This window comes from Mammaliicoccus sp. L-M44 (assembly GCF_022386355.1).
Classification (GTDB): domain Bacteria; phylum Bacillota; class Bacilli; order Staphylococcales; family Staphylococcaceae; genus Mammaliicoccus; species Mammaliicoccus sciuri_A.
The window spans coordinates 31,340-54,394 of the sequence record NZ_JAJNIU010000008.1 but is presented as its reverse complement, the minus strand read 5'-3'; the positions used below and the strand labels follow the sequence as shown (position 1 = coordinate 54,394).

The 23,055-nt window shown below is 33.4% G+C and carries 20 protein-coding genes; 4 read left to right on the top strand and 16 right to left on the bottom strand.

The genetic code is table 11. The annotated features are described in order from the left end of the window. Nucleotides 1-81 precede the first annotated feature (81 nt). Nucleotides 82-861, top strand: a complete 780-nt coding sequence (locus LQ611_RS06160) for a class I SAM-dependent methyltransferase (RefSeq protein ID WP_204172452.1) — start codon at nucleotides 82-84, stop codon at nucleotides 859-861. A gap of 37 nt (nucleotides 862-898) precedes the next feature. Here the strand turns inward: LQ611_RS06160 and LQ611_RS06155 are convergent, their stop codons facing one another. From LQ611_RS06155 to LQ611_RS06095, 13 genes are all read right to left on the bottom strand, one after another. Further along, nucleotides 899-1,246 (bottom strand): DUF2200 domain-containing protein, encoded by a 348-nt coding sequence (locus LQ611_RS06155; RefSeq protein WP_025906944.1) that lies wholly within the window; start codon nucleotides 1,244-1,246, stop codon nucleotides 899-901. Nucleotides 1,247-1,314: 68 nt separating this feature from the next. After that, nucleotides 1,315-1,710, bottom strand: coding sequence for a PTS sugar transporter subunit IIA (locus LQ611_RS06150; protein ID WP_049320560.1), 396 nt, complete (start codon nucleotides 1,708-1,710; stop codon nucleotides 1,315-1,317). A gap of 18 nt (nucleotides 1,711-1,728) precedes the next feature. Beyond that, nucleotides 1,729-2,586: a PTS system mannose/fructose/sorbose family transporter subunit IID gene (locus LQ611_RS06145; RefSeq protein ID WP_107590781.1), complete on the bottom strand. Its 858-nt coding sequence runs from the start codon at nucleotides 2,584-2,586 to the stop codon at nucleotides 1,729-1,731. Continuing rightward, a complete protein-coding gene (locus LQ611_RS06140; protein ID WP_025906947.1) occupies nucleotides 2,573-3,475 on the bottom strand; it encodes a PTS mannose/fructose/sorbose/N-acetylgalactosamine transporter subunit IIC in 903 nt (300 codons plus the stop codon). Before LQ611_RS06140 ends, LQ611_RS06145 begins: the two co-directional genes overlap by 14 nt. 27 nt (nucleotides 3,476-3,502) lie before the next feature. After that, on the bottom strand, nucleotides 3,503-3,979 hold the full coding sequence (locus LQ611_RS06135; RefSeq protein WP_025906948.1) for a PTS sugar transporter subunit IIB: 477 nt from the start codon (nucleotides 3,977-3,979) through the stop codon (nucleotides 3,503-3,505). Next, nucleotides 3,980-5,764 (bottom strand): glycoside hydrolase family 35 protein, encoded by a 1,785-nt coding sequence (locus LQ611_RS06130; RefSeq protein ID WP_239703152.1) that lies wholly within the window; start codon nucleotides 5,762-5,764, stop codon nucleotides 3,980-3,982. It abuts the gene before it with no gap. A gap of 22 nt (nucleotides 5,765-5,786) precedes the next feature. After that, complete coding sequence (locus LQ611_RS06125; RefSeq protein WP_107590783.1) at nucleotides 5,787-6,728, bottom strand: tagatose 1,6-diphosphate aldolase; 942 nt, start codon at nucleotides 6,726-6,728, stop codon at nucleotides 5,787-5,789. After that, the gene (locus LQ611_RS06120) at nucleotides 6,725-7,660 is read right to left on the bottom strand and encodes a 1-phosphofructokinase family hexose kinase (RefSeq protein WP_107590784.1); all 936 of its coding nucleotides are present in this window, start codon (nucleotides 7,658-7,660) and stop codon (nucleotides 6,725-6,727) included. The genes LQ611_RS06125 and LQ611_RS06120 overlap by 4 nt, the downstream gene beginning before the upstream one ends. A 12-nt stretch (nucleotides 7,661-7,672) precedes the next feature. Beyond that, nucleotides 7,673-8,773: an SIS domain-containing protein gene (locus LQ611_RS06115; RefSeq protein WP_107590785.1), complete on the bottom strand. Its 1,101-nt coding sequence runs from the start codon at nucleotides 8,771-8,773 to the stop codon at nucleotides 7,673-7,675. Nucleotides 8,774-8,828: 55 nt separating this feature from the next. Beyond that, nucleotides 8,829-9,539, bottom strand: coding sequence for a GntR family transcriptional regulator (locus LQ611_RS06110; RefSeq protein WP_025906953.1), 711 nt, complete (start codon nucleotides 9,537-9,539; stop codon nucleotides 8,829-8,831). A gap of 98 nt (nucleotides 9,540-9,637) precedes the next feature. Beyond that, the gene (locus LQ611_RS06105) at nucleotides 9,638-10,816 is read right to left on the bottom strand and encodes a YbfB/YjiJ family MFS transporter (protein WP_107590786.1); all 1,179 of its coding nucleotides are present in this window, start codon (nucleotides 10,814-10,816) and stop codon (nucleotides 9,638-9,640) included. A gap of 435 nt (nucleotides 10,817-11,251) precedes the next feature. After that, nucleotides 11,252-14,410 (bottom strand): NEAT domain-containing protein, encoded by a 3,159-nt coding sequence (locus tag LQ611_RS06100; protein WP_239709457.1) that lies wholly within the window; start codon nucleotides 14,408-14,410, stop codon nucleotides 11,252-11,254. Between the two features lie 196 nt (nucleotides 14,411-14,606). Then, on the bottom strand, nucleotides 14,607-15,608 hold the full coding sequence (locus LQ611_RS06095; RefSeq protein ID WP_107577127.1) for an NADP-dependent oxidoreductase: 1,002 nt from the start codon (nucleotides 15,606-15,608) through the stop codon (nucleotides 14,607-14,609). 259 nt (nucleotides 15,609-15,867) lie between these two features. Here LQ611_RS06095 and LQ611_RS06090 point away from each other — a divergent pair, with 259 nt between their 5' ends. Both LQ611_RS06090 and LQ611_RS06085 read left to right on the top strand, forming a co-directional pair. Beyond that, nucleotides 15,868-17,247 (top strand): amino acid permease, encoded by a 1,380-nt coding sequence (locus LQ611_RS06090; protein WP_037590619.1) that lies wholly within the window; start codon nucleotides 15,868-15,870, stop codon nucleotides 17,245-17,247. A 97-nt stretch (nucleotides 17,248-17,344) separates the two neighbouring features. Then, the gene (locus LQ611_RS06085; RefSeq protein WP_037590620.1) at nucleotides 17,345-17,632 is read left to right on the top strand and encodes a putative quinol monooxygenase; all 288 of its coding nucleotides are present in this window, start codon (nucleotides 17,345-17,347) and stop codon (nucleotides 17,630-17,632) included. 272 nt (nucleotides 17,633-17,904) lie between these two features. Here LQ611_RS06085 and LQ611_RS06080 read toward each other — a convergent pair whose 3' ends face one another. Then, nucleotides 17,905-19,398, bottom strand: coding sequence for a CoA transferase (locus LQ611_RS06080; protein WP_233695058.1), 1,494 nt, complete (start codon nucleotides 19,396-19,398; stop codon nucleotides 17,905-17,907). A 126-nt stretch (nucleotides 19,399-19,524) separates the two neighbouring features. Here LQ611_RS06080 and LQ611_RS06075 point away from each other — a divergent pair, with 126 nt between their 5' ends. Next, nucleotides 19,525-20,115, top strand: a complete 591-nt coding sequence (locus LQ611_RS06075; RefSeq protein ID WP_103361792.1) for a TetR/AcrR family transcriptional regulator — start codon at nucleotides 19,525-19,527, stop codon at nucleotides 20,113-20,115. A 25-nt stretch (nucleotides 20,116-20,140) separates the two neighbouring features. Here the strand turns inward: LQ611_RS06075 and LQ611_RS06070 are convergent, their stop codons facing one another. Together LQ611_RS06070 and LQ611_RS06065 are read right to left on the bottom strand one after the other, a co-directional pair. Then, nucleotides 20,141-21,460, bottom strand: a complete 1,320-nt coding sequence (locus tag LQ611_RS06070; RefSeq protein ID WP_107590788.1) for an Nramp family divalent metal transporter — start codon at nucleotides 21,458-21,460, stop codon at nucleotides 20,141-20,143. Between the two features lie 130 nt (nucleotides 21,461-21,590). Further along, nucleotides 21,591-22,859: a pyruvate MFS transporter gene (locus LQ611_RS06065; RefSeq protein ID WP_107590789.1), complete on the bottom strand. Its 1,269-nt coding sequence runs from the start codon at nucleotides 22,857-22,859 to the stop codon at nucleotides 21,591-21,593. Nucleotides 22,860-23,055 lie beyond the last annotated feature (196 nt).

The following is a 23,055-nucleotide window of genomic DNA, read 5'->3' as shown; positions in this document are numbered from 1 at the left end:
CTTGTTATAGCTATACATAAGTTATGTGTATTATTACAACTATCCATTTAGGTGTATTGTGTAAGGAAAGGGGATGATATTTTGAATAATATTTTTCATGATGAGCATAATAAGTATATGTATAGTGGACGAAAGGTTGATTATAATTGGGTAACTTTGATAAGTGGCATCATCAAACAATCTAATATTGATAAGAATAATGCACTAGACATCGGGTGTGGCGGCGGCATTTACACAAATCAATTAAGTGAATTTGGATTTAAGCATGTCTTAGGTATAGACCAATCTGAAATAATGATCGCATCAGCTAATGAACAAGCTTACAATAACCATATACAATTTGAAGTTGGAGATATATTCAGTAATCATTTAGCCAACCAGTCACAGAATTTTATCCTTTCAAGAGCGCTCATTCATCATATTCAAGATTTACAAAAAGCTTTTTTAGAAACAAAGCGTATTCTAAAAGATAACAGCATATTTGTCATTCAAGATCGAACTATTGAAGATTTAACGATTCCCGCTTCTTCAAACAATCTACGCGGATATTTATATGAACATTTTCCAAGGCTTCGGGATTTTGATTCAAAGAGAAGACATTCAGAAGCAGATGTTACAAAGGCATTATATGATGTTGGATTTAATAATGTTGAAACATTAAAAATTAATGAAATTAGACAAACATATGCAACGATAGAATCCTTACAGCATGATTATTTATCAAGAAAAGGTCGTAGTATTCTATTTGAATTATCAGATCAAGAATTAAAATCATTTGTAGCACAATTCCCTAAATATGTAAGAGCCGATTCTCCGATAATAGAAAAAGATCAGTGGACACTTTGGGTAGCATATCATTAAAAAAGCACGGGAGATTATCCCATGCTTTTACTTCATATCACCTAAATATGTTTTCTTTTTTCTTACCTCTTGCTAACTCATCTATTAATTTGTCTAAGTATCTAATTTCTTGCATAAGTGGTTCTTCGATTTCTTCAACTCTTATGCCACATATGACGCCTTTGATCAGTTTACGATTTGGATTCATATTTGGTGCTTCTTCAAAAAATGTTCTAAAATCAGTTTTGTTTTCTAACTGCTGATCTAATGATTCTTGACTATAACCTGTTAACCAAATGATGATTTCATCTACGTCTGCTTTTGTTTTACCTTTTTTCTCAGCTTTTGTGACGTAATGTGGATAAACATTTGATACTGGCATGTCATATATTTTTTCATTTTTCATTATGCATCCCTCATTTTTATCTTTACTTTATTATAAAGGGTAACAGCATTTATTGACTAATTTAATCGTTATTCATCATCTTCGTCTAAGTCTTGAAGTAAATCATTTACTTTTACGATACTTTTTTGTGTTTCATTAATGATGTCCGCTTCTTGATTCAACATTTCTCCATTTAGATAGGCAATAACCATAGGCAAATTCATTCCGGCATATAAATCAAACTGCTTTCCAGTCATTAAAGTTTTAGAAATGACATTAGCTGGAGTACCGCCTAGTAAATCTGTAAATACAGTTACTTCTTCATCATTGATTGCTGCTAGAAATTTCTTTTCAAAGTCTTCTTGTCCTTCATCCGGCAAAAGTGCAACAGTTTCAATATTATCTTGTGGTCCTAATATCATTTCGACACTTTCTTTTAAACCTTCACACATTGAACCATGACTTGCTAAAATTAATTTTCCCATTGTGAAAACTCCTATTGATTAAATTTTTGCTAATACACCTAATGCAGATAATATAACCGTTACAATGATAACGATAAAGATTGCACGTGTTGAATTCATATGTTTTTTGCCTAATAACCAATAAACACCTAGTACAATTGCTAATGGTAATAATTTTGGTAAGATCATATCGACATTATTTTGAATATTAACCGTTAAATCACCAATTTTTGGTTCCCAAGCAAATTGAACTTTAACCATCGTGGCGACGAGTGCTCCGACCATAAATACCCCGAGCAATGTAGCGGCATTTGTTAATGATTCGAGCTTATGTTGCATCGTTGTTACTAAAGATATACCCTCTTTATATGCAAATTCTAATTGTTTCCATCTAAAGACCATAACGGCAATTTGCGCTGCTAACCATATAAAAGCACCAAAAGGATTTCCGTTAATCGCCATATTGGCAGCTAACGCCCCAAATATAGTTGGAATTAATGAACCGAATATAGAGTCTCCTACTGCAGCGAATGGGCCCATTAAACCTACTTTCATACCACTTACAGATTCTTTAGATTTAATTTGTTCTTGTTCTTCCATTGCGACATCAATACCCGTCACAATTGTGTTGAAAAAGTTACTCGTATTGAAGAATTGAGCATGTGTATGCATCATTTCTTTTAGCTCTGGTGTATCGTCACCATAAATTTTACGTAATTGTGGAAGCATAATATATAAATAGCCAGATCCTTGCATACGTTCGTAGTTCCATCCGGCTTGGAAGCCTAATAAACTTCTTCTATTAATTTGTCTAAAATCTTTTTTAGTTAATTTATACTGACCTTCTGTTGTGACATTTTGTTCTTTAGGATCAACATTTTGATTATAGTTCGTCATCTTCAATCTCCCCTTCATCATCATTTTGAGAATTAGAAGTATTCATTTCTCCAGGTTGTACTGGTTTTGCTAAAGAAGTACGTTTGTATTCCATTGCAGCAAATGAAAATCCGATTAACGCAATGGCTAACATAGGTAGAGGATTGAATACCGCATCAAATTTCTTATCAAGTCCTGATACAGCTGTACCTAAACCACTCATACCATCAAATACTGTAGCTAATAACGCTGTTAATACAAATCCTAAAATGAAATACATATAATGTTTCTTAATAGGTAAGTATCTTAATAAGATTGCAAAACCGACTGCTGGTAATACAGCTCCTGCAGTTGTTAATCCATCTCCAAGCCACTTTAAGTCAGCGTTCAAGTAATTCACAACTGTTTTAACGACAGAACCACCAAATGCTAATGCTAAGAATACTGGAATCATTCTTGATAATGCCCATGGAATAATACCTGCAATATAATAACGTTCAATTCCTTTATAATCCATTTGTTCGATTTTAGCGTCTATACGATGTGCAAAGAATGTATTTGTAAATCGAGCTAGAATATCTGTTTGAATCATCAAACTCGCAACAGGTACGGCTAATGTAGCAATTGCTTGAGTCGGCTGCATACCTAATGCAACTGAGAAAGCTACCGCTAAAATTGTACCTGAGTTCGCATCAATTCTTGATGCACCTCCGAATGTACCAACCCCTAAAATTGTTAACTGCATGCTACCACCGATAATTAAACCAGTTGTTACATCTCCCATTATTAACCCTGCAATTAAACCTGCGAATACGGGTTGGCTTATTGAAGAATAAAGATGAAGCTCATCCCATATTTGATAACCCGCATATAATGTTAAAAGCAGAACTTGCCACCATAATATTTCCATAATTAAAAACCCCTTTTTGTTTAAATATTATTTAATCAATGACATGAAATCTTCACTATTATCATTTGGAACCATTTGCGAAATAATTCGAATACCTTTGTTGTTAAGTTCTTTAAATGTTTCTATATCTTTATCCGTAACATTAATCGAACGTTTGATTGATCTTGTTTCATTTGTTTGAGACATATTACCAACATTTAACTCATCAATTTTTACACCATAGTTTACAAGTTCTAAAAATTGATCAGGTCCTTTGGCAATCACCATTAATCTTTGAGAGTCATATTTACCATTTAGTATATTATCCGCTGCCTTTTTAACAGGTAATACACTTAATTTAACACCAGCTGGCGTTGCTAATTTAAGCCCGCTTTTATCTACTGTACTTTCAGCAACAACATCATCAATAACCATAAGTCTTGTAATATCTAGTTTTGTCGTCCACAAATTTGCTACTTGCCCGTGAATCAGCCTACCATCAATTCTATTCGCTATAATTGTCATTTAAATCTCTCCCTTTTTTTGAATAAATTTAGGTTCTTTCACCAAATTAATTTCTTGGTTATATGTCCCCTCAGTATCAAAAATAATAATTTCGTTTTCCCCTTCATGAAGCAGTGCTTTTGATATATATAGGGATGCTGTTGGTCCAACATTCCAATATCTACCTATGTTCACGCCATTCACTAATACTACACCTTTTGAGAAAGCGCTTACATCAATATGCGTATTGTTTGCTTCATTTAACGTAAACACATACCTGTAAAATGCAGGTGTCCCTTCAATCCATTCCTTTTCAAAATGCTCCTTGTTTAGTTGCTCTAATTGAATATGGAATTGTTCATAGTCTTGAACAAAGTGCAAATCTTGCATTAAACCTTGTCCTAAACCTTTTCTTTGTGTACTCGCAAGCAATTTATATCCATAATTGACACGCCCCATATTTTCAACGAGTATATCGATTTGAGGTTCTTCTGAATGTAACTCAACTTCAAAAGCATCGCCGATTTCTTGTTGATAAGCCGTATAAACATGTTTACCATCTATATACATCTTTACTCTATCTCGTGCATCAACAATTCTAAATTTTTCAAATGGTGAATCTTTGTGTATTTTCGTATGATAAAGCATGTAACCAAGTCCATCACCCGCTTCTTCCATCGTCTCTGGGTATTTAGAAGTCGTCTTGTACGATATTTCATCTAGAACATTAAACAAACTGACTTTATCTTGTAGTTGAATGTGATCCAATTCAATAAAATCTTTTATTAAAGGTGCTGATTGCTCGATATGTGGTATTTCTTCTTTAAGCATTTTCTGCAAATCATAATACTTTTGAGTCGGATTGCCCATTTCATTAAGCGGTGCATCATAGTCATAAGAAGTGATTTGAGGTAAGTCTACCGTACCTCTAGCTGAGCAACCGTTCCAAAATCCATAATTCGTACCACCATGAAACATGTATAAATTGATATGTCCTTGTTGAACGGCAGTTCTTACTTCGGCAACTAAATCATCACTTTCTCGTTTAATAATGTCATCGCCCCATCTATTAAACCAACCATCCCAAAATTCCATACACATGAGTGGCCATTTTTTCTGAAATTCTTCATGGAATGATTTTAAATTTTGAAAGTTTAAATCCGTCTTAGATCCAAAGTTTGCGGTTGGTAAAATATTCTCTTCTGCCATACTGCCCGCTCTCAAAGTTTGTGCCCATCCACCATCAGATGTAAATAGTGGCACTGTTGTACCATGTTTAATCATTAAATCTTTAATCATATTTAAATATGATTTATCTTCACCGAATGAGCCATATTCATTTTCAATCTGCATCATGATAATCGGTCCATTATGATCAATTTGTAACGGCTTTAAAATTTTAAATAATTGTGTATAATATCGGTCTACTTTATCGATAAATCGTTGGTCTGACGAACGAATTCTCATGTCTTTGTAATTGAGCAACCATGAAGGTAAACCACCAAACTCCCATTCTGCACATATAAATGGAGATGGTCTTATAATTACGTAAAGACCTAATTCTTCAGCCAATTGAATAAAGTGTTGAATATCTTTTTCGCCACTAAATTCAAAGTGTTCTTCCCGAGGTTCGTGATAATTCCACGGAATATAGGTTTCAACTGTATTAAAACCGAGTGCTTTCAAATTGTATAACGAATGATACCAGTCATCTTTAGGTACTCTAAAATAATGAATGGCACCAGACAATATTTGAATAGGTTTATCGTCTAATAAGAAATCAGTGTCAATTTCAAATTTATGCATCTTTTCACCACCTGTTCTTTGTTTATCTTATTGGAGTTGCTGTCTTCTGTATGATGTCATTGAGCGTTTTTAAATTATGAATGCCTTCACTGTTTAACCATTCTTTAGCAGCTTCTTGACCTTGCTCTTTGAGTACAACAGTTCCACCTTGCCATGTTGCACGTCCGCATAATACACCATTGAAATGCGCACCACTTTCATGTGCAAAGACAAGTGTATCTTTAAATTGTTGTGAAGTTAAGCCCCCACTTAAATATATGTAAGGTATTGAAGTTGCACTGTCTTGTTCTTTAAAATATGATGCCGCTTCATCTTTACTAAAGACATAATCTTCTGTAAAACCTTCGACATAGTTCATATTAACGGGTGTTTCAACTTTAAGTACATCGACGTTATATTTTTTATCACTAAAAGCTTTCATCGCCTCTATCACTTTATGTGGTCTAACTTTAGCATAGGATTGACCTTTTTCATCACCTATTTGATCATCATAAGTTAAGATTTCTAATAGAAATGGAATATTCTCTTCGACCGTTTCTTGTCCAACTTGTTGCACTAAATCTTTCTTTACATCATTAATATCATCCGGCTCATCGACGTCATAATAGATGAGTAATTTAATACCGTCAGCACCCATCTCTTTTAATTGTTTAACAGATAAACCTTCAACTAATCTTGGTAATCTACCGACTACTGATTTATCGTATCCAGTTTGTTCATAAGCTAAAATTAATCCAGCATCTTTAGCCTTAGCTTGTATGCCATCTTTACCATATTCAGGGTCTAATAGAATACTAGAACCACTTGGTGAAAGTGTTTCAGATACAAGCTTTTTAAATAATGCAACGTTGTCATCCGTTCCTTGTTCACCAAGTAATCTTTTGAGTGCCCCTCTTTGGTCAACAGCAATTGCAGCGAATATCCCTTTATCATCGACGAGTTTATTAATATCTTTATTTGTCATCCTAATTTCTCCACTCCCACTTTTTTGATTAAATCATCCACTTCTTGTTGAATGATTTTTCCCGTTGCAGCCTGCATCGCATTTGAAGTACCACACGCTAATGCTGTTTGAATTGTCGTTACAGGATCTAAATCATGCTCCACACTATAAGCGATACCTGCCACAGTAGCATCTCCTGAACCTACAGGATTAACCGCATTTATATTTGGTAAAGTTGCTTTGTAAATCGTCTCTTTCAATTTAATAATCGCACCTTCAGAACCAAGCGTTACAAATACATCCACATCTTTAAATAACTGATTTGTTTTTAGAATCTTGAAAATGTCTTGGTGACTTAACCCCTTTTGATTAACTAAGTCTTCAAATTCTGATTGATTAGGTTTTATCGCATGAATATGAGCACTCTGTCCTAAAATTGCTTTTAACGATTGACCATCTATATCGACTATGTTGTAAGTATTCGTTAATGGATTTAATACTTTGATCATATATGCAGTCTTTGACTGATTCATTAACTTTGGTGTGCTTCCGCTGATAGTTACAACTTTGTACTGATGCGCGATATCCGCCAATTGTTTAAGATACAACGCTTGAGATGCTTCAGATACTTCTGGACCACCTTCGAGAATTTCAGTTTGATGTTCACCATCGTTAATGGCGATACACTGTCTTGTATTACCTTCTATATCAATGAATTGAAGTTGAATATTTCTTTGTTCGAGTTGTGTTTGAATCCATTGTCCATTCGTTCCACCTAAATAACCTGTAGCTGTCACGTCTGCACCTAAATCATTCAGAACTTTCGTCACATTTATACCTTTACCGCCAGCATTTTTAATCATTTGCGTTGGTCTATGCACCGCCCCAATTTCAAGACTTTCAACTTGATAGCTGATATCGATAGATGGATTTAATGTATTGGTCAAAATCATTCTTCTCACCCTTTAGCTATATGAATATATTGTTACCCCTTTAACAACACGATTGATAAAGCCATCTGGACTCGGATTATCAGGATTCAAGCCAAGTTCGACAGATTTTTTGCTTGCTAATAATTGACCAAACATTAAGTAAATCAGCCCTATTTCAAAGTCGTTATAATCCTCGATATTCGGTATTTGTGTACTTTCATCTGAAGATTGACCATCTAATATAAGCAACTGGTACTTATCTTTAACTTTGTTCACTTCATTTAATAAGTCACTTTCATAGTCACGTTTATACGTTTCATTACTTCTAAGCAATATAAAAATAGACCCTTTCTTTAGTCCTGCTTTAGGACCATGTCTAAATCCTAATGTCGTTTCTCTAGCAATCTCAACATGACCGCCTGTTAGTTCATTTAATTTTAAGCTAACTTCTTTAGTAAGTTCACCTAACAAACCAGTTCCTACGTAAAATACTTTTTCAAATGATTTTTGTAATGTTTGATCTGCTAGTTCTTCCAAATATTCAAATAGCGAATCTGCAGTATCATAAAAGCCATTCGTAATCGATCCATTAAATAATAAATAACCTGCTACAAGCATTGAAGAAAAGCTTGATGTCATTGCTAATGATTTATCATTTGTTTGTTTAGGAAGAATCACTTTAAAAACATGTTTTAAACTTTCTTCAGTTGCTAAATAACCACTTTTATTATTTGTGATAAATAAATGATGTACGTTATCTGATAATTGTTCGACTAAATCAATCGTTGCTTTCGTTTCAGGACTATTACCAGATCTAGCAAATGACACAATTAAATACGTCGTTTCTGAATCTATATACGCTTCAGGACTCGTAACAAAGTGTGTCGTTGGTACAGATTCAAAATCCCACTTAGGCATATGTTTCGTATCAATTGCTGTTCTTAAAATATCTCCGACATACGCTGATGACCCTGCACCAGTAAATAGCACCTTTAACTTCCCAGTTGCATTTTTCTCTATATCTTTAATAAATTCATCAAAATCTGATTTAATATCTTTAATAATCTCTTCTGTTAATTGCCACATTTCAGGTTGTTGTTTAATCTCCGAATATGTGTCCGTTGTGTTTAACAATACTTTCCCCTCCAATATTGGTAATGTTGTCATAACCAGTTTGTATATATAAAGACTATATTAAGTCTACTGTGTACTTATAGTCTTTACCGCTTGCAACACTCTCTGTGTACTCAATAATCTCATCATTTACAAAACTATATCTTTCTATAAACATACATGGATCATTAACATGTTTTTCTAAATGTTGCGCTTGTTCTTTAGTTATATTTTTTGCTGTTAATGTTTCATAGGCATGATTGATTTGAATTTGGTAATGCGTATTTAATGTTTCGTATAATGATACTTCATTAAAATCAAATCGATCCAACCCTTCGCAATTCTTTAAAGGTAAGTAACTAGTCTCAAATACTAACGGTTTATCATTGGCTAATCTTAACCTTTTAAGTTCATACACTTCTTGAAATGATTTGAGCTGCATTTTTTCTTGAATATAAATACTAGGCTTTACTCTTTGAATACTTATTACCTTTGTACTTGCTTTGTCGCCGCTTTTTTCAACTTCATCTTTGAAGCTATAAAGATTATTCATCTTCTGATTATATTGATTACCTAATACAAAAGATCCTTTACCATGTTCTCTTTGAATTAAACTTTCTGCTTCTAAGTTATCTAGCGCTTCTCTAATCGTTATTCTGCTAACTTCGTATTCATCGCAAAGCTTTCGTTCTGAAGGTAACTTGTCGCCTTCTTTGTATTCACCTGAAATAATCTTATCTTTAATTTTTGCATAAACTTGATAATATAAATGTGTATTTTTTAGCATCTCAATCATTCCTATTCCAACTGGTTATAACCAGTTTTAATTATAAATCATTCTCTTTAAAATGTAAACACTTTATAAAAATGTATATTTGCACTACTCTAACTTTTAGGTCGATACGGTCTTATGCTCATAAATATTGCGACAAGAGCGAGTATTAATAATGAAGAGGCAAATATCAATGCGCCATTATAGTTATTAGAACTTCCGATAAGGATACCTGCAAAGTAAGGTGCTACAACTTGTCCGAGACTATAGATAAATGTTAGTAAAGCGACTAAATTTCTTCCTGAGACAGCACTCATAAGCTGACCACGAGACATAAATAAAGTCGTTAATCCTAAGAATGTCCCACCAAACAGACATGAACTTATGATTAAGCTTATAATATTATGCGAAAACACTGGTAAAATCACGCCAATAATTTGTAGAATGAACGCTAAATATATCGCTTTAATAAATCCAATTTTATTGCCTAAAATAGACCATAATACACATGAAGGTATTGCTGCCATACCAACAAACATCCAACTAAGTGCTGCATATTCTTTTAAATCTGGAATAGATTCAACAATCGCAACTAAGAACGTACCTGTGACAATATATCCTGCACCTTCTAATAAATAAGCTATTGAGAAACATACCATAAACCATTTTGTATATAATGCACTATTTTGATCATTTATATGTATTGTCTTTTGTTCTAAGTTAACAGGTTCTTTAATTTCTTTCATAAAGAATATAACAATAAAGCCTAGCATCAATGAAGCGATACCTAAGATAATCCATGTTGATGCCCAAGTATTATAATCTGTATAAATTTGAATAAATATGCTACTTGTAAAGATACCAATCCCTACACCACTATATAAGAATCCAGATAAATGAGATTTTCCACCTTTATTTAAAGACTCGAGCACAACATTTGAAGCTAACACAAATACAGTACCACTAGTAATGCCAGCAATGAATCTTAAAATATTCCATACAAGAAAACCTTGCGTAACACCCATCAATAAAACAGAAATAATATTGATTAATAAATAAATTTTTAAATCTACCACTTTACTTTTAATAATTAAAAAGGTCGGAATCATCGCACCAATTAAATATCCTAAGTAATTGACCGTGGCCAGTAAACCAGCATTTTCGTTTGTTAAATGAGTCGCCTTTTGCATAAAAGGTAAAATAGGTGTGTACGAAAATCGCCCAATTGCCATGACAATAAATAGTGATAACATTCCTAGTAGTAATTGTTTATATGCTTTATTTGCTGACAATTTATGCACCTCATTTTCTATATTTAAACATTATTATCCTCCTCATATCATTAATATACAAGATGAATTTATAGGAGAAAGATATGGAGAATGAAGAAGGATATGGGGAATGAGTGTGATGAGGATTGTTGCGGGTTGTGAACACTTCTGCCTTAACTTGTTCATAACGAGGGCGTTGTGAACACTTCTGCCTTAACTTGTTCGTAACGGGAGCGTTGTGAACACTTCTTCCTAAACTTGTTCATAACGGGGGTGTTAGTTACAAAACTCATCCGAAATGTTACTATGGACCCCCTTAGTTACAAAACTACTAAGAATTGTAATTACTGGACTCCTTATTTGCACTTCTCACCAAAACTGCTTATAAAAAATGCCAACAAAATCACAGTTGTGACTTTGTTGGCATGATGAATTACTATTTTTTATGTCTCATATTTATTTACTATTTTTTGTTTTTCTTCTACCGATGAAGAATAATGAACCTAATCCTGCAATAAGTGATCCAAATAATGCATATTGTGTATTATCAAGCTCACCTGTATTTGGTAATTCATTTTTATTTTCTTGTTTCTTAGCTTGTTCTTTTGGTTGTTCAGTTGTTGCTTTTTCTTTACTTGCTTCTTGTTTTGTTGATTCAGTTTCTGCTTTTTCTTTATTTGCTTCTTGTTTTGCTGGTTCAACTTTATCTTTGCTTGCTACTGGCTCAACTGATTTTTGATCTGGTTTAACTGTTGGTTGTTGATCTTTTGTTGGTTCTTGTTTTTGATCTGGTGTTGGTGTTGATGGCTGATCTTTTGCCGGTTCTGGTTTTTGATCTGGTGTTGCTGTTGATGGCTGATCTTTTGTTGGCTCTTGTTTATTATCTGGAGCTGGACTCGGTTCTGGCGTTGGTGCAGGTGCTGGTTCAGTACTTGGTGTTGGTTCTGGTGTTGCTGTTTCAGCTGCATCTCCTAAGTCCTTAATTCTTACATGGTATGATCCTTCATATTCAATATGTGGTGTTATTAAATGAATTTTAATGATTGCATTATAGAAATCTTTACCTTCTACAACAGGGAATAAGATTGTTCTTGTATCTTTTTCACTATCTTTACTAATTGTAATAGGACGTTTATATCCATCTTCACCTTCTACTTGGAAATCTTTCCACATTGAATCATGTTTTAATGTAACGGCTAACATCTTCTTACCATTATATTCAACTAATTTAGCTGGGTGCTCTACTTCAAAGTCCATATGAGATTGATCCTCTTTAGAACTGTGTAAAACTTTAAAGTTTCTATCTTTTGCTTTTGAAGTGTCTACATTTGTAACTGGTGCTTTTTCAAATTCTGTAACCGCAGTTTCTAATTCTTTAGCTAATTTATCTTTAAGTCCTTTTAATTCTTCTTGAAGTTGTGGTTTTTCATCATCAGAAACTTTATCGATTAATTTCTCAAGCTCACGCACTTTATCTTCTAAAGTAATAGCTTTATCATATTTCTCTCTATCTTTTTGTTTCTTATAATCATCTGCTGTTGCATAATTAGAAGCATCTTTAGTAATTGGTTTATCAAATACGATATGACCAAGCTCATGTTCAGTCTTACTACCTAGTGCAAGTGCAGTTCCTTTTACTTTTAATTCTTTCGTATTTTCATTAACTTTAACTCTAATAGTTGCTACTTCATTTTCAGTATCATATGAAACAACGTCGTAGTCTAATTTTTTATCGCCATCAAATAAGTCAAATTCTAACCATGTAGAAGGTGCATCTACATGCAATTCTAAAATAGGTTGATCGCCATCAAAAACAATATTTGCTGGATCTTTAATCATAGCTGCATAATAGAATATTTCTGAATTATCTTTAGGATTAATAACTTTAAAGTTAATTGGTCGTTTTTCACCATCAACTGTTTTATTATGGATTTCTTTATTTTTAATATCTTCTCTTAATTTAGAAGTTTGTTCTTGATCCGCTTTAGGTGTTTCTGTATCTGTTTTTGGTGCCTCCGCATCTGTTTTTGGTTTTTCTGGCTCTGCTTTTGGTGCATCTGGTTCTGCTTTTGGAGTCTCTGCATCGGATTTTGGTGCCTCTGGAGCTACTTGAGATCCATCTGGAATAGCTTTATCAAAAACAACGCGTGTTGTGATATCGTAATCATAGGTATCACCATAAGGGATATATAAATGTAATTTAGATGTAAGTGCTGATACACCTGTAGGTACTTCAACCTTAACAACACGTTTCTCTTCAGTATCTTCTATAATTGTAGTATTTAGTTTTTCATCACCATTATATAATTCAAACTTCTTCCAAAAATCAGGACGTTTCAATGTAAAGGTAACAAATGTTTTTCCATTTTCATGGCTTATTACTGAAGGATGTTCAAAATAACGATCTGAAACTAATCTAGCTTCTTCTTTTTCTTTTTTCACAATGAAACCGAAGTCTTGTCCTTCTTTATTTGCAGAAACTTTATTTTCATCTTGATCTTCTGTATCTTCACTTGGTGTTTCCTCTTTTGACGTTTCTGCTTTCGGTGTTTCTTCTTTCGGTTTTTCTTCCGTTACTTTGTCGTCTTTCGGTGTTTCCGCTTTTGGAGCTTCTTCTTTTGTTGAATCGTCTTTTGGTGTTTCCGCTTTTGGAGCTTCTTTTTCTACTTTAGGTGCTTCTGGAACTGCTTCATCAAAAATAACGCGTGTTGTATATTTGTTGTCATAGTTAATAAATGGTACAACGATATGTACTTTTGATGTAAGTTCTGTAACGCCTGATGGTACTTCAACTTTAACAACACGTTTATCATCATTTTCTTCTAATGTTGTCATATTAAGTTTTTCGTCACCATTATATAATTCAAACATCTTCCACCAGTCAGGGCTTAATAATGTGAAATTCACATATGTTTTTCCATTTTCATGACTTACTTTTGAAGGATGTTCTAAATAATTATCCATTACTGATTTTTCATCTTCAGCTTCTTTCTTTACAATAAATCCAAAGTCATGTGCTTCGTTTTCTTCAGATACAGCACTTTCCTTTTTATCAGTAGTCGCTGCAGTTGTTGCATTGTCTGCCGCTTCGTCAGATCCAACAGCTGATTCTAATGTTTCATCTTCATTGTAAAATTCTCTCTCTTTATTTGTAACTGCTGTTCCAGTTTCTTCTTCCTCTGCTGCTTCAGATTCTTCTCCCAAACTTGTTCCATCATCTGCAGTTGAGTCGTCTGCAGATACGCTATTTGCCTTTGCATCATCTGCATTTACATCTGACGAGTCAGTCGCATCAGAACCTTGAACTTCTTCAGTTACACCGTCATTACTTTCTGTTTCATCATCTGTATTTTCTGCAGCTGGTGCTTCTGCTTTTTCAGTAACTGTAGCATCGTCTGCCACGACTGGTTCACTTTGATTATCGTCTGTAGCAGTCGTTGCTTCATTTACTGTATCAACTTTATCTTCCATTGCATTAGCTGTTTGACCTGCTCCTAAAAATAAAGTCGCACCAATTGCAATAGAAGCTATCCCTCCCGACAATTTTCTAATAGAAAAATGATGTTGCTTCTTGATTGTTGAACGATTCTTGTTGTGCTCGTGTTGTGTTGTCATATTCATCTCTCCCGTATTTTAAAGTCGATAATGATAATCGTTATCATTTGTTAATTCAAAATTATACCATCTAATCAAAATTTTAGGAATAAATAAATGGATATTTTTGTCATTTTTCGACAGATTATACTCGTCTAAATGAGCGCACAAAAAAATCAGTTTAGGGCATGTTCACCCTAAACTGATTTCAAATCTTTTATTCAGCTACTTTTATAACTTGTTTACCAAAATTATCGCCTGTAAATAACTTACGGAATGCATTTGGAATTTGATCAAATCCTTCATCTATTGTAACTTCGGATTTAATTTTCCCTTCTTGTACCCATTGTGCTAACTGTTCACTTGCTTCTTTAACATCTTCATTAAATTGTGCAACTATGAATCCTTGCATCAATGCTTGGCTTTTAATCAATGTTTGTTGAATACGTGGTCCAATATCTTCGCCTTTAAGGTTATATGAAGAAATTGCGCCACAAACTGGTATACGCGCAAATTTATTTAAATGTTTAAACACTTCATCTGAAAGTGCACCACCAACATTTTCAAAATAAACATCTATACCATTTGGAACGGCCTTTTCTAATGCTTCAGCAAAGTCATCTTTCTTATAATCTATACCTTCATCAAAGCCTAATGTTTCAGTTAAGTAATTTACTTTCTCTGATCCGCCTGCAATACCTACTACGTGCGCACCTTTCAGCTTAGCAATTTGTCCTACGACAGAACCAACCGCACCAGATGCTGCTGAAACAACTACTGTTTCACCTTCTTGAGGTTTACCAATTTTCAAGAGTCCTTGATAAGCTGTCATACCAGGCATTCCGAGTACACTTAAATATAGATATAACGGTACTTCAGTTGATGGTATTTTAGTAACATATTTCTCATTAATTGTTATATATTTTTGCCAAGGTAAAATACCTGTTACAATATCGCCTTCTTTAAGGTCAGAAGCATTTGATTGAATGACTTCTGCAACGATATGGCCGTTAAATGGTTTGTCTAATTCATATGACTGCGTATAACTTTTAGAATCATTCATACGTCCTCTCATGTATGGATCTACAGAAACATATATTGATTTTAATAATACTTCTTCATTATTTGGTTCTTTCACTTCTATTTCTTCATAACGAAATACATCATCTTGAGGGATACCTTCAGTTCTTTTAGCTAATACAATTTGTTCATTTTTCATGGATTATCCTCCTCATTTATAAAAAGTAATTACTTACTTTACGCTTGTAAATATTAAACGTGATTATGAAGTGAGTCAAACAGTCTGTTCGTAATTTAATTTTTTTATAACTTTTATCATATTTTATTTATAATTCACTAAATTTTCAAATTAAATACATAATAATTCCTTTTTTAAAACAAAATTACACTAATAGAATTATTTAAACATATAGAATTTTTAGACAAATCTCTGTATAATTGTCTGCCGGAGGTGCAACATGAATCAATTTTTCAAGAAGAAAGAACACCTTTCTTCTCAATCAAATAAAAAACTTAAAAAAACACTCGGCGCTTTTGATTTAACCATGCTTGGAGTCGGAGCTGTTGTTGGTAGTGGTATTTTCATCTTGCCTGGTGAAATCTCCTCAACAATAACCGGACCTGGAATTATGCTTTCATTTATTATCGCTGCAATCGGCTGTGGTTTAGCAGCTTTATGTTATTCTGAATTTTCATCAAAAATTCCACAAGCTGGTAGTGCCTATACATATAGTTATTATGTTTTTGGTGAAGGTATTGCTTGGATATTAGGTTGGGCATTATTACTTGAATATGGCTTAGCAATTGCAGCAGTCGCAAGTGGCTGGTCTTCATATGTTGTTAACTTATTATCTGGTATGAATATCCATGTCGTAAAAGCTTTATCTGGTTCATATGACCCTTCTAGTGGTCATTATTTTGATTTACCAGCATTTATTATCATTATGATCATTGGCGCATTATTAATTATTGGCGTAAAAGAATCTACGCGCATCAATAATATTATGGTTATTGTTAAAATAATGGTTGTCCTACTCTTTATAATAGTAGGTATTTTTTACGTTAAACCTGATAATTGGAGTCCGTTCTTACCATTTGGTTTCAATGGTGTGTTAACAGGTGCTTCAATGGTGTTCTTTGCATATATTGGATTTGATGCAGTATCGTCTGCAGCTGAAGAAGTTAAAAATCCTCAAAAGAACATGCCAATCGGAATTATTGGTGCATTAACGATTTGTACCATTTTATACATTATTGTTTCAGCTGTACTCACAGGTGTCGTACCTTATCAAAATTTAGAAGGTGTCGGCGCGCCAGTTGCTTATGCATTACAGTCCATTAATCAAAATTGGATTGCTGGATTCCTGTCACTAGGTGCAATCGTTGGTATGACAACAGTGATCTTCGTCATGTCTTATGGTGGAACGCGTTTAATTTTCGCAATGAGTAGAGATGGTTTACTTCCAAAAGTATTCTCTAAAACGAATCAAAAGCAAACTCCCGTACAAAATACTGTCATACTCACATTATCTATGGGAATCGTATCAGGTCTTGTACCTTTATCAGAACTCGCTTCATTAATTAATATCGGTACATTATTTGCATTTTGTACCGTTTCAATAGGCGTTCTGTTCTTAAGAAGAAATCGTACATTACCATCAGAAGGCTTTAATGTACCTTTATATCCTGTATTACCAATCGTATCCTTTATCATCTGTTTATATTTGATGACAAACTTAACACGTACAACTTGGATAGCATTTATTATATGGTTTATTTTAGGAATTATCATGTACTTCACGTATGGAATAAGACACTCAAAATTAAGAACCAAATAAAATTTTCAATTCCAAGATTTCAAAATTTACAATTCTATCGCTTTCTGTCATGATTCAAATATAGAAATCAAATTGATAGAGAGAAAGAGGTTATCTTATGTTAATCATAAATGCGAAGTTTGAAGTTCAAGCACAAGCAGTTGAACAATATGAAGCATTGATTAAAGATTTAGTAGCATCATCAAGACAAGAAACAGGAAACATCGGTTACGAACACTTCAAATCAACTGAGTCAGACAATACTTATTTAATGTATGAAATTTGGGAAAACCAAGAAGCTATAGAAGCACATAATAATAGCGAGCACTTCCAACAATTTATTAAAAGTGTGAAACCATTATTAGCCGGACCTTCAGATATTAAAGTAAGTGCAAGCAAAGAATAGAAGCTATTCGTAGCTAAAGAACTCTATAAATAAACGAATAAGCATATCACTTATCTGAGAAACTCAGAAAAGTGATATGCTTATTTTTTTGTGTGATTATGTTGAGCTAACTTCCATTATTCTGAATTCTGGTAATTAGAACTCTCTAACTATCATTATTCCGAATTGTGGTAGTTAGAACGCTGTAACTTCCATTATTTCGAATTCTGGTAATTAGGTGGGCGCTCACTTAGAGACACTTCTCCGAATTCTGTCCCTAACAGCACCACTTTCTACTTCCATGCTGGTTTATCTGATCCTCTGACCATCAATACTGTATCGTAGTGTCCTGGTGTTTCACTCATTTCTACTTGATCTGTTACACCTACATATGTTCCAAGTGGTGTTTCTGCTTCAAATTGTTCTGGTGCTACGGCACGGTGTTCTTCATTACTATTTGCTACTTCTTGTGCATATGCTTTATCAAATATACCTAAAGACATTAAATACGCAGACACTTTACTTAATGATACAGATACACTATAACTACCGCCTTCTACTGTTCGTCTTTCTAATGCTTTAATTGTACCGAGTTCTAACAACCATGAAATAACATAATCATTTACAACAACAATCGGTGGCAATGCAGGTTGTTCATCTGTTCCTTCTAAACTCATGACACCTGTGACACTTCCTGCCGTCTGATCAAATCCATTTCTATCTGACCATGGTCCAGCATGTCCATGTAAATTAACAGACGCATGTATGATACCTGGTTTCTTCTCTGCTAATGCTTCAGCTGTCACATTATATTTTTCCATAAATCCATGTCTTTTATTGATGAAGAATATATCTGCATCACTTAATAATTCATCAAATTTATCTCTATGTGACTGTTGATTTGTAATATCTAAATAAGTTGAACGCATTCCTACATTAGAAGTTAAATACATTGTTTCTACTTCTAACTCAGTTGGTCGCCAAACATTGAGTACGTCTGCTCCGTGTAATGCTAAACCTCTACCGAGTCCTGCTCCTGCTATAACATGTCCCATTCCTAATGCTCTTATACCACTTAATGGTTGTTCTGGGTTCTCAGTGAATGGTATCGGTTCAGATTCTCCTATTTTCTTAATTTCAATGAGTTCTGTTTCTGCAATATATTTAAACTGTTCTTCTTCAACAAACTCTTCAACAGAGCGCACGAGCGGCATAACGATACCTTTTTTAGAACCCGCTTCTTCTAATTCTTTACCATTCCACTGTTTTATCGCTTTAGTAACCGCTTCTTTCGTTCCACGACAATCTAATAAATCCAATACATGTTCTTTAGCATTTGGATAAGGGTTTAATGGCATTACCCATCTATTATCTTTCGTTTCATAAAAATTAAATCTAAATGGTGTATGTGGATCTTCTTGACCTTTTGCAGGAAATCCATTTAATGTTTCCCATTTTCGTTCGTAAAAAGGTGATAATCTTTTTAATGCTTTTCTAATATCGACATGAATGTCTTGTCCTTTACCGCCTCGAACTTGCCATAAATGCGCTAAAGCAACTGATTTAGCCGCCAAACCTAACCCTGCTAATCCAGCAATTCGTAATGTACTTGGTAACACTGGATCTTTACCATAGAATGTAACGTTACCACCACTATCTGCAGTCGTATAACCAACTGAATTAAGAATTTCTTCTAAAGCTGCATTTAAATCAAAGTGGTCGTCAGTTACTCTATTCTGTTTATTATTTAACAACGTTTCTTTCAACATTTCGGCATCTTGTTTCAATTTGTTCTCCTCCAATATTTTTCATATTATTATTATAAAAATGTTCGACTTTAAAAAACAATGTGTGTAAAATGAGAGAAGCAACACATTTTCTAATTATGTTGCATTCATAAGAAGGTGAACAGTTTGGACAAGAAACAAAAACAATCCAGAAACAAAATTCAGAATGCATTATTAACATGTTTAAATACAACGAGCATTCAATCCATAACAGTTAAAAAGTTATGTGAAGAAGCTGAAATCAATCGTTCAACATTTTATAGACATTATCCATCAATTGAAGTATTAATGTCTCATACGATATCAAGTTACTTTCAACTACTATTCGGTGAGCCTTATAAATTTTATTTAAAACATCATAGCATTAGCGAATCACAATTCTATATCGCTAATAATATCTTTAGCCATATATCCCATAACGCGTATTTCTATCAAACGATGTTCAAACACTATCCTAATTTCTATATTTTACTTAAAAATCATATTCATCAAAGATATATTATCTTTTTTGAAGATACTGGCGTTCAAAATGACATGATATTAGATAAAGACATTGTCGCTGAATACGTTGCGTCAGCATATGCAGGCATGATACAAGGTTGGGTCATTAGAGCATTAGACACACCACCTGATGAAATGGCACAAAGATTAATCACACTTAATTCGACAGGTCCTATCAAATTATTAATAGACGCAGAAAAAAAGCCAAGGCAATAAAATCATTGCCTTGGCTTTAAATGAACTACATAAATTCTGATATTGTTTCTACAATTAAATAGATATTTAGCACACTTAGAACAACTGCGAGTATCCAAGATATAATATTAACCCATCTTTTATTGACGAATTGTTTACCCATGATGTTTGGATTACTTGTTGCCATAATTAATGGAATAATACTATATGGTAAAGCTAAACTTAAAAATACTTGTGTGAAAATTAATAAATCTTCTATTTTTGTATCGCTTGATCCGTATAACCATAAACAAAGAAATACTGGTATAACTGCGATAACTCTTGTAATGATTCTACGTACCCATGGTTTAAGTTTAATTTTCAAGAAACCTTCCATAACAATTTGTCCTGATAATGTACCAGTTATTGTAGAATTTTGTCCTGAAGCTAATAATGCTATAGCAAACAGTGTACTCATAACAGCGCCACCTATTGCACCGCCTACATGAGAGTGGCTTAAAGCATCATATAAATCAAAGAATCTTCCTAAAGCTTCATGACTACCAAAGAATAATGCTGCGCCTAATACTAATAATAAACAGTTAATAATAAACGCAATTGTTAATTGAATATTAGAATCGATTGTTGCATATTTAATCGCACTTTTTTTACCTTTATCTGTTCTTTCATAATTTCTAGACTGAACGATTGATGAATGTAAATATAAGTTATGTGGCATAATCGTTGCACCAATAATACCTAACGCAATATATAAAGCGCCTTTATTCGTAACAATTTCAGAACTTGGTAAAAATCCTGCCATTAACGAACTAGCATCCGGTGAAGAAAGATACACTTCAAACATAAAGATAATAAGAACTGTAAATATAAGCACACCGACAATTGCTTCTATTTTTCTAAATCCGAGTTTAATAATTAAAAGTAAAAGTAAAACATCTAATACTGTGATCGTTACCCCTAAAGTCAATGGAATGTTAAATAGTAAATTTAAAGCAATCGCACTACCAATTACTTCAGCAATATCAGTTGCCATAATAGCTAATTCAGCTAAAATCCAAGCAAATACACCTAAAGATTTATTAGTCATATGCTCCGTAACTTGTGCTAAATCCATCCCACTTGCTATACCTAATCTTGCACACATGCTTTGTAACAGCATAGCAGATAAACTAGATATTAAAATCACAAATAATAATATATAACCGTACTGAGCCCCACCAGACATAGAAGTAATCCAGTTACCCGGATCCATATATCCGACTGCTACAAGCAAGCCAGGACCTAAATACATTAGGAACTTTCTAAAAGCATTTGCTTCAGCATCAAAAGAGACCGTACTATTAATTTCTTCTAAACTTTTGCCCATGTCTAACACCTCTATATCAAGAGGATATACCTATTTATTTAATTTGTAAACATTTTAATTAGGGCAACCTAAACTTTTTGTTATAAAAAAAGAATCCAAAGCACATAACATGCCTTAGACCCTTAAAATATTATACATTTTCTTCTTTTACTAAAGGATTGTCAGGTTTAATAAAGAACCACATGATGATTGCGAATGCTACTGGAACCATCATTAATTGTAGTGTCATTGTCCAACCAATTTTATCTGCTAATAAACCAGCTAAAATTGGACTTAATAATGCACCAATATTGCCCCATAAGTTCATCCAACCTGAAACTGTACCAGAGAAGTTACGTCCTAAATCTGTAGCAGTTGCCCAGCTCATACCCATTGATAAACCTACACCACCAAGACATAAAGATAACCAGAAAATATTCATATATAAATTATCTGTAGCTAACGCAAAGTATAGTGATATACAGAATACTACAAATCCAGAAATTGCGATTACACCACGTGCAACAAATTTAGATTTACCTGTAGATAAAATCTTATCTGAAATTGTACCACCTAGCATAATCAATATAAACATTGCTAACCAAGGAGCACCAGCGATAAAGCCCATTTGTTTAAATTCTACATGATATTCTTCGTGAATATAAGTTGGTAACCAAATTAAGAATAATGTGATGACAAATTGTACAACGAAATATTGTGCTGCAATTGCATAGAAACTGAAACGTTTGAAGAATACATTCCAAGGTGCAGTTGTTTTACCTGTATCTACAACGTCACGTGTTTCCATAATAAATCTTTTTTCTGCTTCATTAACCATTTTATGTTGTTCTGGTAAATCTTTAGCGATAATCACCCATAAGATCGCAATTACAATACCGATTAAACCGAAAATATAGAATACTGCTTGCCAACCAAACGCGTTCATAATTGCGATTGTAACGATTGGTGCGATTACTGGACCGAAGTATGAACCTGCTAATAATGCAGAAGATGCACGACCTTTTTCATTCTTATTAAACCAGTAACTATTAAATACAGCATTTGATGGGTACATAGGCGCTTCACCTACACCAAATAAGAAACGTACTAAGTATAGTAAACCATGATTTTTCACAATACCTGTAAGAATTGTGAAAGCACTCCACCATAATAATGCGATTGTTAACATTTTCTTAGGACCAAACTTTTCAGCTAATATCCCTGAAGGTACTTGCATTAATGCATAACCAAGTGAGAAGAATGAAGCTAAAAGCCCGAATTGAGCTTTGTTCATATTTAAATCTTCCATCATAGGTCCGGCGATAATAGAGATGTTTGAACGATCCATATATGCGATAATCCCTATAATAAAGAATGCAATTGCAAAAAACCATCTTATATTAGTTCTTTTTTCTTTCATAAATATCCAACTTTCTTAATTAATTTCCCTTCTAATTCATGTGGTCATATGATGACTCTATTTATTAATAAGTTGAATATAGCACAAACAGGAAACGCTTACAACATAAATTTTAAAGATTTATAATATTATTTAATTGTGAATAAATACACAAATATATAATATTAAAACCCAGACATATGCCTGGGTTCATTGT